10 protein-coding genes and 1 pseudogene are annotated in these 13686 nt (G+C 60.0%); 5 read left to right on the forward strand and 6 right to left on the reverse strand.

Features of this window, described 5'->3' with window-relative positions; all coding sequences use genetic code 11:
- The first annotated feature begins 160 nt into the window (after positions 1 to 160).
- Positions 161 to 1192, forward strand: coding sequence for an IS110 family transposase (locus AB7951_RS20060; RefSeq protein ID WP_441256125.1), 1032 nt, complete (start codon positions 161 to 163; stop codon positions 1190 to 1192).
- Positions 1193 to 1704: 512 nt separating this feature from the next.
- Here the strand turns inward: AB7951_RS20060 and AB7951_RS20065 are convergent.
- The 3 genes and pseudogenes from AB7951_RS20065 to AB7951_RS20075 all read right to left on the reverse strand — a co-directional run bounded on the left by AB7951_RS20065 (position 1705) and on the right by AB7951_RS20075 (position 4458).
- Entirely contained in the window at positions 1705 to 2217 is a 513-nt protein-coding gene (locus tag AB7951_RS20065; RefSeq protein ID WP_441256033.1) for a S26 family signal peptidase, read from the reverse strand.
- Positions 2214 to 2614, reverse strand: a pseudogene (locus AB7951_RS20070) (DUF2840 domain-containing protein). The gene AB7951_RS20065 and the pseudogene AB7951_RS20070 overlap by 4 nt, the downstream one beginning before the upstream one ends.
- Before the next feature lie 512 nt (positions 2615 to 3126).
- Positions 3127 to 4458 (reverse strand): tyrosine-type recombinase/integrase, encoded by a 1332-nt coding sequence (locus tag AB7951_RS20075; protein WP_439082839.1) that lies wholly within the window; start codon positions 4456 to 4458, stop codon positions 3127 to 3129.
- A 611-nt stretch (positions 4459 to 5069) separates the two neighbouring features.
- Between AB7951_RS20075 and AB7951_RS20080 the strand changes: the two genes are divergently transcribed.
- The 4 genes from AB7951_RS20080 to nadC are packed head-to-tail and all read left to right on the forward strand — an operon-like array spanning position 5070 to position 9493.
- Positions 5070 to 6050 (forward strand): NrtR DNA-binding winged helix domain-containing protein, encoded by a 981-nt coding sequence (locus AB7951_RS20080; RefSeq protein WP_120288848.1) that lies wholly within the window; start codon positions 5070 to 5072, stop codon positions 6048 to 6050.
- A 52-nt stretch (positions 6051 to 6102) separates the two neighbouring features.
- Positions 6103 to 7086 carry a quinolinate synthase NadA gene (nadA, locus tag AB7951_RS20085; protein WP_441256034.1) on the forward strand — a complete coding sequence of 328 codons (984 nt, stop codon included), beginning with the start codon at positions 6103 to 6105 and terminating at the stop codon, positions 7084 to 7086.
- Positions 7083 to 8612 carry an L-aspartate oxidase gene (locus AB7951_RS20090; RefSeq protein ID WP_120288846.1) on the forward strand — a complete coding sequence of 510 codons (1530 nt, stop codon included), beginning with the start codon at positions 7083 to 7085 and terminating at the stop codon, positions 8610 to 8612. Before nadA ends, AB7951_RS20090 begins: the two co-directional genes overlap by 4 nt.
- A gap of 14 nt (positions 8613 to 8626) precedes the next feature.
- On the forward strand, positions 8627 to 9493 hold the full coding sequence (nadC, locus tag AB7951_RS20095; protein WP_120288845.1) for a carboxylating nicotinate-nucleotide diphosphorylase: 867 nt from the start codon (positions 8627 to 8629) through the stop codon (positions 9491 to 9493).
- A gap of 212 nt (positions 9494 to 9705) precedes the next feature.
- Here the strand turns inward: nadC and AB7951_RS20100 are convergent, their stop codons facing one another.
- From AB7951_RS20100 to AB7951_RS20110, 3 genes are all read right to left on the reverse strand, one after another.
- Complete coding sequence (locus tag AB7951_RS20100; protein WP_120288844.1) at positions 9706 to 10359, reverse strand: Crp/Fnr family transcriptional regulator; 654 nt, start codon at positions 10357 to 10359, stop codon at positions 9706 to 9708.
- A gap of 85 nt (positions 10360 to 10444) precedes the next feature.
- Positions 10445 to 12439: a S8 family serine peptidase gene (locus AB7951_RS20105; RefSeq protein ID WP_441256035.1), complete on the reverse strand. Its 1995-nt coding sequence runs from the start codon at positions 12437 to 12439 to the stop codon at positions 10445 to 10447.
- Between the two features lie 47 nt (positions 12440 to 12486).
- Positions 12487 to 13671: a phosphatase PAP2 family protein gene (locus tag AB7951_RS20110; protein WP_147421619.1), complete on the reverse strand. Its 1185-nt coding sequence runs from the start codon at positions 13669 to 13671 to the stop codon at positions 12487 to 12489.
- Positions 13672 to 13686 lie beyond the last annotated feature (15 nt).

Raw genomic sequence — 13686 nt, forward strand, 5'->3', positions numbered from 1 at the left:
AGGGTAAAGCTGCTTCGCGCCGGCCTTGCGGCCGCCCTGGACCGCCGCTGCGCGCGGCGGCGTTGCGAATGTTGGTCGGGACATAGGGTAATCGCGGAGCGCTGTCGTTGCTAGTCTTTGCGCTCTGATTCCCGATGACAGGAGCAGCAAAATGCAGCCGATTGCCCAATATGTTGGTCTTGATGTTTCTCTTGAGGAAACCAAAGCTTGCGTAGTCGACGAATCCGGCCGTCCGATCTGGCGCGGTAAGTGCGCCTCTACACCGGACGATATTGAGAAGCTTGTCAGCAAGCATGCGCCAAGCGCGGCTCGCATTGGCCTCGAGACGGGCATGCTTTCGGTCTGGTTGTTCCATGAACTCAAGAGCTATGGACTGCCGGTGGTTTGTATTGATGCGCGTCACGCTAAAGCGGCGCTGTCGCTGCAGATCAACAAAACAGACGCGAACGACGCGCACGGCATTGCCCAAATCGTGCGCGTCGGTTGGTATCGGCAAGTGCTGGTAAAGAGTATGCAGACGCACGCCGTCCGTGCCATGATCACCGCACGAGCGCAGCTCGTTAGCACGGCTTTGAAGATCAAAAATACAGTCCGTGGGTTGCTCAAGACCTTTGGAGTAGTGCTCAAGATCGGCAGCCAGCGCCGGTACGTTCAATTGGTCCGGGTGGCCATCCAGGATAACCCAATTCTGCTTACGATCGTTGAGCCGATGCTGATCGCACTTACCTCTTTGCAAGAGCAGATAACGGTCTTCGACAGCTCTCTCTACCGTCGTGCTTACGCGGATCCGGTCGCAAAGCGACTCATGAGCACCCCGGGCGTCGGCGTCATTGTTGCGCTGTCCTACATCTGCACGATCGAAGATCCCCTGCGCTTTCGACGTTCGCGAACCGTCGCTGCTTATCTGGGCTTGACACCAAAACGCTTCCAATCCGGAGAGTCTGACCGAACTGGACGCATCTCTCGGGCAGGCGATCAGAGCATGAGGACGCTGCTCTACGAGGCGGCATGCGTTGTGCTCCGTCGCTGCTCCCGGCCATCTCCTCTTAAGGAATGGGGAAAGGCGCTGAGTGAACGGATAGGAAGCAAGCGAGCGATCGTTGCTGTCGCACGAAAGCTGGCCGTCATCCTGCATCACATCTGGCGCGATGGAACATCCTTTCAGTGGAGCGTCCGACCGATGATTACCTGAACTCTGCGATAAATAGCGAGATCCGCTGTCACTGACGGCGGTAAGAGGTCCCTGCCGGGACGAGCGCCGGCGACCGCGCCATTCCTCCTGCGGCTGCATTGATGCAGACCGCGTTCGGGACATAGCGGCGCCGACCTCCTGACGCAAACGTGCAGCCGCATTATCGATCGGACTGCGAAGAGAACGGTGGACCCGGCAGCGACTGACAACTTTGTCAGTGACAAATTGAAACGACAACGTAGTCGAATGCAGGCGGCAAGTGTGTTCGCGTGCGTCTGCGACCTCAAGCCTGGCGCTGCGCGCCACCGCCTTTGGCGGCTTCGGGCTTGACCTCGCTGCCGCACACGAAAGTGGGGCCGCCATGACTTCGACGGTAAGAACTGCCGTGTTGGCTATTGCTGAAAAAGAGGAAGAAGGGGCTTGCATGATAGACCGCGATTAGAGAACGGAGGAATGGTGCAGCATCCGGTCGAACAGAGGAATGGCAGATCGAGAAAGAGAGATGCGCACCATCACTCCTCCTTGGTCCAGACAGGGAATGCACGGCCAACAACTGCGGATGCCGCGATCGGCCCGAAGTAGCGACCGTCCAGCGAGTCCCTGGACTGCCAGTTCATGAGAAAGAGTTCGTCTTCGCCGACAACACGACAGCCGTGCCAGACTGGCAGCGGCCGGCCGCGACTGTCTCGCTCGCGCGCCTCTCCCATGTCGATCGCATCGACCGAGATAGTGTGTCCGCTTCTGCAAACCGTTTGCCTGGGCAGCGCCAGCACGCGCTTCAACATGGGAATGCCGACCGGCAGATAGCCGTTCAGGTCAAGAAAACTCGCCAGCGGCTCTGGTGGCTTGATGGCGACGAGTTCGGTGACAAACAGTCTGTCTGCGGGCCGTAAGCGATAGAGGCCAAGCGGTACACTTTCGGAAGCATTCCACAGGTAGAGTGGAACCGGCTCCGCGACGACCGGTGCAACGAGAACGGCGACCCCAACAAGCATGACTGCGAGCGTCGAGAACCGGCCATTCATGGCATAATCCTCCGCCTGTGAAGCCAAGCTTGGTGACGCGACTTGGTGTAGGTTCGCGGAGCTTCATTAACGGAGAGGCGGTTATGGACGTGATGCCAACAATCAAGTGCAGCGTCCGCGGGATCGATGCCAAGCGCTTCGATCGCATCGATCAGTTGCAGCACTCGCTCGACCTTGGGCCAGCCCGACAACCGCAACAGAATATCGCCGCCGGGCGTCACATAGGGCACCGTGGTGCAACGCTGACCGGCCGCGACTGCCCGCAAGATGTCGATCCGCGAGATGACCGTGCCAAAGTCATTTGAGGTCCAGCGGACGAACGCGAAGAGCTGCCGGGTGTGAACGACACAACGCGCCGACGGCGATCTAGGATCGGCTCCGAACAGTGCCCCCACAGATGCCAGGTCCATCAGACAATTAGGATGCCGATCGCCCCCTACGATTCACAGTTGCTCGTCAACTTCGCGGCAAAAGGGGGCGATTCGTCCTATTTGTACGCCACAACTACACAGCAGCCATACCAGCGCTTTATATTTCTTTGCTGGAGAAGCCTACGATCTTATTGTCTGAGACCGATGGTGGTTCGGGGCGGAGGCATGGGCGGCAAGAACGAAAAGACTCGGATCGAGGCATTTGCGTCGCCAGGTAGGGGGAAAATGCCGCGTGCCACGAAGCGCCCTCGCAAGAAACGTGGCATGCCGCCGCCAGCGACGTTCGATATCGATACGCTGCCGGGCAGCTCGAATTTGACGGCATTGGAAGCGGCCGCGGTCATCCGGCGCACGCCCGGAGCGCTGGAGCAGTGGCGGCGCGATCGGAACCATCCCCTGAAATGGCGCCATGTCGATGGTCGCCCGCTCTATCGGGTCGATGCGGTGCGCGACTATCTAGCCAGATGCGATAAAGCCACTAAGACGCCTCCGCCGCATAATGCTCGCGAAGACGACCGAGCAGCTCAGCCTTGATGGGGTCAAGTGGATTCGTCCGTTGCAGGCGCACGACCCCTCCGACCCGTTGCGCACCGACCAACTGCGCGATGTAGTCATGAGCAGCTTCGAACGCCATCTTGCGGATGATCCACTGTTCGTCGTGATTGTAGACCTGATCGATTCCGCGCGGCTTTTGCCCGACACATAACCGCTGGATTTCGTTGTCGTAGCCGCACCGTGACATAACGGTGCGCAAGCTGCGCCTCAAATCGTGCATGGTGAACCTGGCGACACCCGCTTCCTTAACCAAACGGTTCACCATCTTGGTGAAGCCCGACAACTGGCCGCCGGTCTTTGGTGACGGGAAGACGTAGTCGGACGTTGCGCGCTGGAAATGCTTCGCAGCTGTGAGCACCTCGTCAACGAGATGAGTGCGCGGCACGTCGTGATGCAGGCCCATCTTGGTCCACGCCGCATCGAAGGTGATGCGGTCATCCATGATGTGCTTTCGCCACTCAATGATGGTTGGCTCGCTGCGGCGCGGACCGCCGAGCAGGCACATGCGTGCTAATTGTCCAAAAGCCCCGAGCTTGCCGGATGCGTGCCAGACCTTGATGATCTCCTCATCCATCAGCGCGCGGCCCTTCGTTCGGCGCCCGACCCTCTGCGCACGGGTCTCTTTCGGCGCGCGATAGCCGGCAAGCACGTTGTGCTCGACGTAACCTTCGCCGACACACCACTCGAGGAATGTGTGGGTGTGCTTGCGCAAGTCCCTGGCTGCACCGCGCTTACCGGTCTTGGCGGTCTTGTCCACTGCCGCCATGATTTGCCGGCGCGTCAATTCGCCGATGGCGAGATCGAAATGATCCTTGAGACCGCGCCGCAGCGCCGACATCGCAGGCTTCCAGTTCACGACTTGGCGTCCGGTCAGGGATGTCTGATAAGGGCCGTCTTCACTGATCAAGGCCACCAGCGTAGTGCGCTGCATCTCGGCCAGTTGCTGGCGCTTGGCTTCTCGTTTGGCGTCGTTCGGATCGACCCCTGTGACCACCTCACCAGCGGTGATGGTGGCGGCCTTCCGAGCCGCCCGCTCATTGAACCTTGGCCAGGCCCCGAGGGTCTTGCGCTGAGTGCCTCTCACTCCCGGCTTGGTGAACAGGTAAACCCAGGTCCGGCCGCCCGTCGCGCGCATGCGCAGCGCCAGACCGGGCAGCTTGTCGTCGTGGAGGTAATGCTGCGCCTTGCCCGGTGGCATTGTCGTGTCGCGGATGACCGTGTCGGTCAGCGTCAAATAGTTGATCGGCTCTCCCACGGTCCCTGCCCTTCCGTCTTGTGCCCACGCGGGAATGATCGGACCGGCAAGAACCGGGTCTCAGACCTTCCCTCGACTGTGTGCCCCAAGGGAAAATTCGCGGGGGGCACAACAGGGGCACACAAGATGCGCTATGGCCCACCATGGTCAACTATGGTCACACACGACAAAAAAACCATAATTAACAGGCTCTTCTGCAATTTTACTATGGTTAGGGCTGGCTGGCTAGGGTCTACAGATTGTGGTTCACACGGGAGAGGTCCAAGGTTCGATCCCTTGTGCGCCCACCATGTCTTCGTCGAATTCAATGACTTAACGGTCCAATTCCCTTGCGGGGTGCCCCAGAAGAGCGGGGGCACAGTGCGGCACATCGGTACGACACGGTTGCCAAAAATGACTCGGCCACCACGCCCACCCAACTGCCGCTGTCGGGCTCAGGCAAGTCGGTGTTGTGGTCAGACTGCATTCCGACATGAATTAGCGAATGGTCAGCGTGAAGGGCGCCCGCTCTTGCCGTGCGCGTCGCGTTGCAGCCTCATGTTAAAATATCAGCGCGGATTCGCGATGCAGCCTTTCACCCTGTCCCTATGAACACTTAAGCAGACCAGCTCATGGACCCGCTCGACAGCCCCAATTTCAGGCCAGCGCATTCATCACCGCAAGGAATTGCGGCTGATCTTGTTGCGGTGCTCGTAGCCGTTACCTCGGGTGAGCCTCGTGTCCTAACGATCCAGGATCAGCGCGCCCTGCCCTCCGGGCCTTTCGAACTCGCCCATCGTTCGCTGCAATCGGGGCTGCGTGCCTGGGTCGAACGGCAGACACGGCTGCCGCTCGGTTATGTCGAACAGCTCTACACCTTTGCCGATCGCGATCGCGCTGGCACCACTGCGCAGCATGTCATCTCGATCAGCTATCTTGGCCTGACACGAGAACAACCGGCATTCGGCGCACACGAGGCCAGATGGCGCGGCTGGTATGATTACTTCCCCTGGGAGGATCATCGCGACGGCCCATCGCCGCTGATGGAAAAAGCTCTGCAGCCAGGGCTCAAAGCCTGGGCTTCTGCAGCATCCGACCGGGCGGCGCAGCGCGCTCGTCGGCAACGCGCCGCAATGCTCTTCGGTTTCGAAGAACACAGTTGGAACGAGGAACTGGTTCTGCAGCGGTACGAACTATTATATGAGGCGAAACTGATCCCCGAGGCGACACGCGGAAATTCCTCAGCATCCACGTCGACCCATGCGGCTCTATCGAACACGCCGGGTCACCCCATGATCCTGGACCATCGCCGGATTCTGGCTACCGGAATTGCAAGACTCAGGGCCAAGATCAAATACCATCCTGTCGTATTTGAATTGATGCCGGACACATTCACGCTGCTGCAATTGCAACGCTGTGTTGAGGCGCTGGCGGGACGGCAAGTGCACAAGCCGAATTTCCGCCGTCTGATCGAGCAGCAGGAACTTGTTGAAGAAACTGGCGAAACGAGCCAGGACACCGGCGGACGCCCTGCAAAACTCTTCCGCTTTCGCCGCGCCGTCCTTGCGGAACGCGCCATCGCCGGAACCAAACTTCCCGTCTCGGGGGCTTGACAAGCCTTATACTCGATTACAGTATAACATATGCTCAACGAGAGTATATATCATGCTGTCGATACCCGAACTGGGTCCTTCGGAACATCTCTATGCGAAAGTGCGCCACGCGATCCCCGCGATCGAATGGTCGATGCTGTCAGAAGATATCGACGCGATCATCGCGTTGAAGAAGAGCCGCAACGCCGTCATCCTTGCCCACAATTATCAGACACCGGACATCTTCCACTGCGTCGCGGACATAGTCGGCGACAGCCTCGCGCTGGCGCGTGAAGCGATGCATGTGGAGGCCGACGTCATCGTTCTCGCCGGCGTTCACTTCATGGCCGAGACGGCCAAATTACTCAATCCGTCGAAGACCGTGCTGATCCCCGATCGCGGCGCCGGCTGCTCGCTTGCCGACTCCATCACGCCCGAGAACGTGAGGCTGCTGCGGCAAAATTATCCCGGCGTTCCGATCGTGACCTACGTGAACACCTCGGCAGCGGTGAAGGCCGAGTCGGATATCTGCTGCACCTCGGGCAATGCCAAGGCGGTGATCGAGTCGCTTGGCGTTGAACGTGTGATCATGCTGCCGGACGAATATCTGGCCAGGAACATCGCTGCCGAGACAGCCGTGAAAGTGATTACCTGGACCGGTCATTGCGAGGTGCACGAGCGCTTCAGCGCCGAAGAGGTGCGTCAATTGCGCGAGAACCACCCGGGTGTCGTCGTACTGGCGCACCCGGAATGCCCGCCGGACGTCCTGGCAGAGGCTGATTTCTCAGGCTCGACGGCCGCCATGTCGTCCTATGTCGCAAGCAACCGACCACCGCGCGTCGTGCTTCTGACGGAATGCTCGATGAGCGACAATGTCGCCATCCAGTATCCGGACCTCGAATTCATTCGTCCGTGCAATCTTTGTCCACACATGAAGACGATCACGCTCGGCAATATCCGTCACGCGTTGGAGACGATGCAGCACAAGGTCACGATCGACGACGGTGTCGCAGCGCGCGCACGCCTCGCAGTCGAGCGAATGCTGGCCGTCACATGACAGCATTGCACGATACGGACGGCGCTCCCGTCATTATCGGCGGCGGCATCGCCGGCCTCATGACCGCCCTGGCGCTGGCGCCGCAACCGGTGCTGCTCCTGACCGGCGCGCCGCTGGGCATGGGATCGTCGAGTGCGCTTGCGCAAGGTGGTATCGCTGCCAGTATCGGGGCGGATGATAATGCTTCGCTGCATCTGGCGGACACACTCGCCGCCGGTGACGGCTTGTGCGACGAAACCATCGCGGCCTCTATCCTCGCCGCAGCGCCCGCAGCGATCGAACAGCTGGTGCGGCTCGGCGTCATTTTCGACCGGGATGCCTGCGGCAAGATCATCCTCGGCCTCGAGGCCGCGCATTCGCGCCGCCGGATCGTCCATGCCGGGGGTGACGCAACAGGCCGGGACGTTATGCGAGCCCTGGTCCGCAAGGTCCGCAAGACGCCTGCAATCACGGTGATCGAGGGAGCCACGGCACAGCGCCTGGTCGTCGAAGACAATGCAGTGGTGGGTCTTCTCGGCCATACCGGCCGGGGACCCGTGCTCTTTGCCACCGATCGTGTCGTCATCGCGACCGGTGGCATCGGAGGTCTGTTTCTGCATGGAACAAATCCGGCTGGATCCTTTGGCCGGGGCCTCGCGCTCGCAGCACGCGCCGGCGCTGTCATGGCCGATCTTGAATTTATCCAATTCCATCCGACGGCGCTCGACAGCAAGTCCTCTCCACTGAAGCTCATCAGTGAGGCCGTACGCGGAGAAGGCGCGATCCTGGTCGATGGGAATGGCGATCGCTTCATGGCCGGTACCCTCGGCGCCGAGCTTGCGTCCCGCGATATCGTTGCACGTGCCGTCTGGCGGCACATCGCGGCAGGGCATCGGGTTTTTCTCGACGCAAGGGGCGTGACGGGACTGGACTTTGCGCGGCGTTTCCCGGCCATCACGGCTCTTTGTCGCGACGCAGGAATCGATCCGGTTACGCAGCCGATCCCCGTCCGCCCCGCTGCGCACTACCACATGGGCGGCATACTGGTTGACCGGACCGGGCGGAGCTCCGTCGACGGTCTGTGGGCCTGCGGCGAAGCTGCCTGCACCGGCCTGCATGGGGCAAACCGGCTTGCCAGTAATTCACTCCTCGAGGCGGCCGTGTGTGGCGGCTGGGTTGCCCAGAATATTGCCGCAACGACCTCCATCCGGCGGCGTCAGCCAATGTTGCCCGGCGGAGTAACGGACAGCGACCCAAGTTCGGTGCGCCCTATTCTGTCGCGTGCCGCAGGCGTGTTGCGCGATGGCGAAGGCCTGCGTGCCGCCGCCCGCGCGCTCTATCCTCTCGCGATCTCGCAGCAAGCTGCAAGCGATCCCGCAATTGTCGGCCTGATGATCGTGATCGCTGCCTTGCGCCGCCAGGAAAGCCGTGGCGCGCATGCACGCACCGACTTCCCGAAGCACGCGAGTCTAACACAGCGTTCGACGCTGCGCCTTGATGATGCGCTTCAAGCCGCGCGAGACGACATCCCGGAACTCGTCGCCTAACCCACAGGAACGCCATGACACCCTCTCCCCTCCCCCATGTCATGATCGAGCCACTGGTTCGCATAGCGTTGCTTGAAGATCTCGGACGAGCTGGAGATCTCACGACCGATGCGATCGTGCCAGCCGACCGACGCGCCACGACACTTCTTGTTGCGCGCCAGCCCGGCGTGGTGGCCGGGCTCGACCTCGCTCGACTGGCCTTTCAACTGATCGATCCCGCGATCGAGATGCATATCGAGCGCAACGACGGCGCAGTCCTGGCGCCCGGCGACGTGATCGCCGCGATCACCGGCCCCGCGCGAGGTATTTTGACCGCTGAACGGGTTGCTTTGAATTTCCTGTGCCGCCTGAGCGGAATCGCGACGGCAACGGCGTCTGTGGTTGCAGCGGTCCGAGACTACCAGACGAAAATTGTCTGCACGCGCAAGACAACGCCAGGGCTGCGCGCCATCGAAAAATATGCGATCCGCGTTGGCGGTGGCAGCAATCACCGGTTCGGCCTCGACGATGCCGTGCTCATCAAAGACAATCACGTCGCCATCGCCGGCAGCATAGCCGAGGCGTTGAAGCGGGCGAGAGATGGCGTCGGCCATCTGGTCAAGATCGAACTCGAAGTCGACACGCTCGATCAGCTGCGCGAGGCACTCGATCACGGTGTAGACGCCGTGCTTCTCGACAATATGGATCCAGCGACGCTCACGGAAGCTGTCGCGATGGTCGCAGGTCGGGCGGTTACCGAAGCCTCTGGCCGCATCACACCCGCGACAGCGCCGCACATCGCTGCGACCGGCGTCGATCTGATCTCAATCGGATGGCTCACCCATAGCGTCGGTGTTCTCGACATCGGGCTCGATTTCAAACCGGACGATTTGAAGATGTGAGTCAGGCTATTGATGTTGTTGTGATCGAACTCAATATCAACAGAACGCCTCAGCAATTATCCCGATTGCAACTTTGTACCAGTAGCTTCGTCGATCCCGCGTCGCGCGATCTTCGTCCTCTAGCCCGCTTCTCTCGGGAGATCGAAAGCATCAAATGCTTTTCACTGCTCCGCGACAAAAGCACATCCGATCGGTGAAGGCATCGTCACGTTCTAACTTCGCGTGGCGATATCTCTCAACGCCTGAGCATCGAGAAGGACAAGTGTACGATTTTTGACCAGAACCCAGCCGCGTTCGGCCCAAGCGGATATGATTTTGTTTGCGCGCTCCCGCGAAATACCCACCATCTCGCTGACGCTCTGTTGCGTCATATTCACCACAAGGGATCCATCCATTTGCTCATTCGGCTCTGCAAATTTTACGACGATATGGGCAAGACGAGCCTCGAGACCGTGAAGGATCACCTCTTCCAGATGCTCGCTCGTCCATCTCAGGCGCGCGCATAACAAGTCAATGAACTTTGCAGCCAAAGCCGGCTCGGTTCTAACCAGGGGGATCAGATCGCGCCGCGCAATTCCCCAGATCTCACAATCGCTATTCGCGATTGCATCCGTTGTTCGGTCGAGGCCATCCAAAACAGCAATCTCGCCAAATGTCTGACCGGCACTGATCAGATTTAACACCGCGCTCTTACCGTCAGGGGAGGATGCACACATCCTCACCGAGCCTTCCACAACTCCGAACAGGCACGTCCCAGGGTCACCGCGTCGAAAAATGTAGTCTCCCCGTTCGAAGGTCTGGAAAGACGCGCGATGAAACAGCTGGGCAACCGCCTCGGGCGCGAGGTCGCTGAAGATCGCGTTCATACGTATGGCCGCCTGACGGCCCGCTGATCTCGCTGGCTTCGCTTTCGACACCGCGACGTTCCCTGTGCTCCGCACCGGTCCAAAATTAAGGTCTGTTTGGACGTCCGCACCGATCCAGCCGGCCAGCCCCGATCCGTACAGCCAATGGTGAGCCGGGACCTGGCGCCTTTGTGTCTCCTGTTTTCGCGATGCGCTGTACGTCCGGACGATCGCAAGCAAGCTGCGAGATCATCAATTCCGAGATCAATCGTGTCACCTGCGGAGCCGCGACACTTGTCCCATTCATCGTCACAACGGAACCGCTGCGCGTACCGGCGGCAAGCAGATTCCTGTGTACTGGCGACTCGTCTCCAACTGCCGACACATCGGGGCTTCGGATTGGGGATGCGCCATCTGCTATCTCGCGCCCCCCGGCCCCCGAATACTCACTGACGGCCTTGTCGCTGCGAAGATAAGCACCCACGACGATTGCGCGCGTCCCTGTCGCCAATGCGTTGATCGTACTTTCTCGCCGGACCGGGCTGGAGCCCTTGTCATCTTGCTCCAGTCGCCCGGCAAGATCGAAGCGCACGTAATTCTCGTCTTCAAGCCGAGATTGCCGCCCTGACAACGGATAGCCAAATGGCGTGTCGCCGCGCTGAACCCAGACATCGACTGTCGTGGCTGCCCCCTTGTTTTTGAGTTCGATCAACCACGTCCCGGACGGCGCAGTCAGCGAGGGCATTGCGAGATCAGCCGTGGGCGCCATCGCAAGGAATATCTGCGATCGCTCTCCGACTGCAGTATAGTATTTCCCGAAAAACCGGAGCTGGCCTGATATGCGCCACTGCCAGTTCTGGTTAGCCCCAATCCAAGGACTGCGCTGGTTGGTCGGGGTGGTAATCCTTATGGCGATTTCGGGCTGGGACTTCTCTGTTGCCTGTTTGGGCAGCCAGAGCTCCATAAAGCTGTTGGCCTTATCGTCGGGCTGCACGCGCCACCGCAAGCGCTTGGGCGACTGGCCAGGGACTGATGCCTGAGACAGTTCGACCAAGGCATGACATCGCGCCAGATAGTGATTTCCGGCTGGCAGAACGACCCTGAGCGGTGCGGTGCGTGACGCTATCAACTGATCGATCGCAGCTTCCAGCTGTGACGTACCATCGTGCGGGCCGGCAATGGTCCCATAACTCAAATTGATGACCACAGGGATTGGCCCCGTCCCTTCGGCGGCCGAAATCTGATCCGCACGACTGAGTACATAAGAGATGGCGGCGTAGACATTCGGAGTCAGGAATGCGCCCGACGTCTCCTCTGTCACCCACTTTGGCAATTGAACTCCGATAATATAGGGAAGGCTGAGATCTTCAGGAACCGCATGCTTCGGATCGCGCCCGCAGGCGATATCCATGACATGCGTTCCGTGCTTGGCGCGGCGAGCAGCCAGCTTCTGGCCGGCCAACCGATAGAACTCATCCTCATCCAGCAGTCCAGTATGCGTGGAGGACGTCAGCAGCCGATTGATCTCGTTCTCCTGCAGCTCGCGCCCCCAGCCGAAGCCCGTCGGCATGCCTGTATTTGTGTGATCATCCTGGTTCCAGAAGTACTTCACCCGTGATCGGCCATTCCGAAAGCGGAATCTCTCATGCGCGAATGCCAATCCGTCATCGATGATCGCAACAATTGCCCGCCGCGACGGCCTTGTGGCAAGCAACGGCTGCTCGATCGGGTCCGTCTTCTCGAACAGATGTGTCGTCGGCGTTCCAAGCTCGATTCGATTGATCGAGGGCAGCAGGGGCGCAAACCGTTTGGCCTCTACGCGCGATACGTTGCCGCCAACAATTGCGGAAAGAGCCTCACGTCTCGCAATTGCCATACAGCACGTTAGATCGGCACCTCTCAGCGAGGGTGGTGCCCCCTGATAGACCGCCGGAATTCGAATGAACTGATCCAGCCCCGAGCGCACGACGGAACGGGCAAAGGCTTCCGCGGGTTCATCAAGCTCCAACAAGACCCAGAACCACTCACCCGGGAGATAAGCGAACTCCGTCAGCACCGCCCATTCGAGATAAGGTGAAACCCGCTTCCATTGTTCTGCCATAACGCACACCTCGCGAATGCGATCGCCCTACCGCCATTTCCCAGCAGCTACTTCACCTCTGCAAGCGCCGCGTCCCACAGCCACTTCATAATCGGTGATACAGCTGGCGGCGTGGAGGCGAGAAAATCGACATAGGGCGGATCAATCACGGGGCTCAGCTTTTCCTGTCCATTTGCTGGATTATAGAAATCATGGAAATTGAAGTCCTGAGTAGCTCCGTATCGTCCGCCGTCAAAACGCCAGGCGTTGAACCTCGGCCCACCTTTCGCCCGCAGAATGAAATAGCGGGCAAGTGACAGTCCAAGCACCTGACCGGCCGCAGTGTCGACCGGGAAATGGACACCTGCCACTGTGCGGTTGACCGCGATCCGCGCCGCCTGTCGCATCAACTGCTCGCCAAGTTTAGGCTCGCGCCCGTACAGCTCCCACAGGATGCGCGCAATCATGTGATTTTCGGTGGAATGACCGCTCGGAAATGTCCCGTGGCCCGGCGTCAGAATGATCGGTTGAACCTGAGACGACAGTTCATATGGTCGCCAGCACGCCAGAGCATGCTTGATGCGCATTTCCACCGCGGTTGCAAACCGAAGAGCAGCATCAAGCAGCTCGATCGTCTTCTTGGTACGATCCGGATGGAGGTTCACGACCGAACTCCAGAACGCATATTGAGGGCCGAGCTGGGTCACGATTTCCGAAACACGATCCTCGCGAAGATCGGAATATTGATCCAGAAAATCCAGCTGGCCTTTGAAAGTCTCGGCCGGCGGGCGGATCAAAGTCGCAATCCGGCTCGATTTCGCTTTGGGAGACGGATCTGTCGCTGTGGTTTGAACGTGGAACTGCCAGACCGTGACCGACTTCTCGCTCGGTGTCCGGGAGACGTTCTTGCCCTGATGCTTGTAGCTGAATCTCTCTGAGTGGCTCGTAAAATGGAGGTGCGACAGCAGTTCGAAGTCTATGACGGCCGCCCGCACCCACGGCTCCCAAAGCGCCAGGTTCTTCTTGTCGTCCAGCCCACGTGGCGACCGATTGACGGTCTGACCGAGCCAGCTTCCGACGATACCGTCGCGGTGCTTGACGAGTGCATCGGCAACCAGCGGCGACCCGTAACTGCCGTAGGGCCCAGCTCCAGCACCGCCCGCGCCTCCGGCACCGCCCGCTCCCCCAGCACCACCGGCGCCGCCTGCGCCCCCCGCACCTCCTGCGCCGCCTTCAGGACCCATCGTGCACATGTTTTTGCTCCCGTT

It is taken from the genome of Tardiphaga sp. 285_C5_N1_2 (genome assembly GCF_052076065.1).
In the GTDB taxonomy this organism is placed as follows: Bacteria; Pseudomonadota; Alphaproteobacteria; order Rhizobiales; family Xanthobacteraceae; genus Tardiphaga; species Tardiphaga robiniae.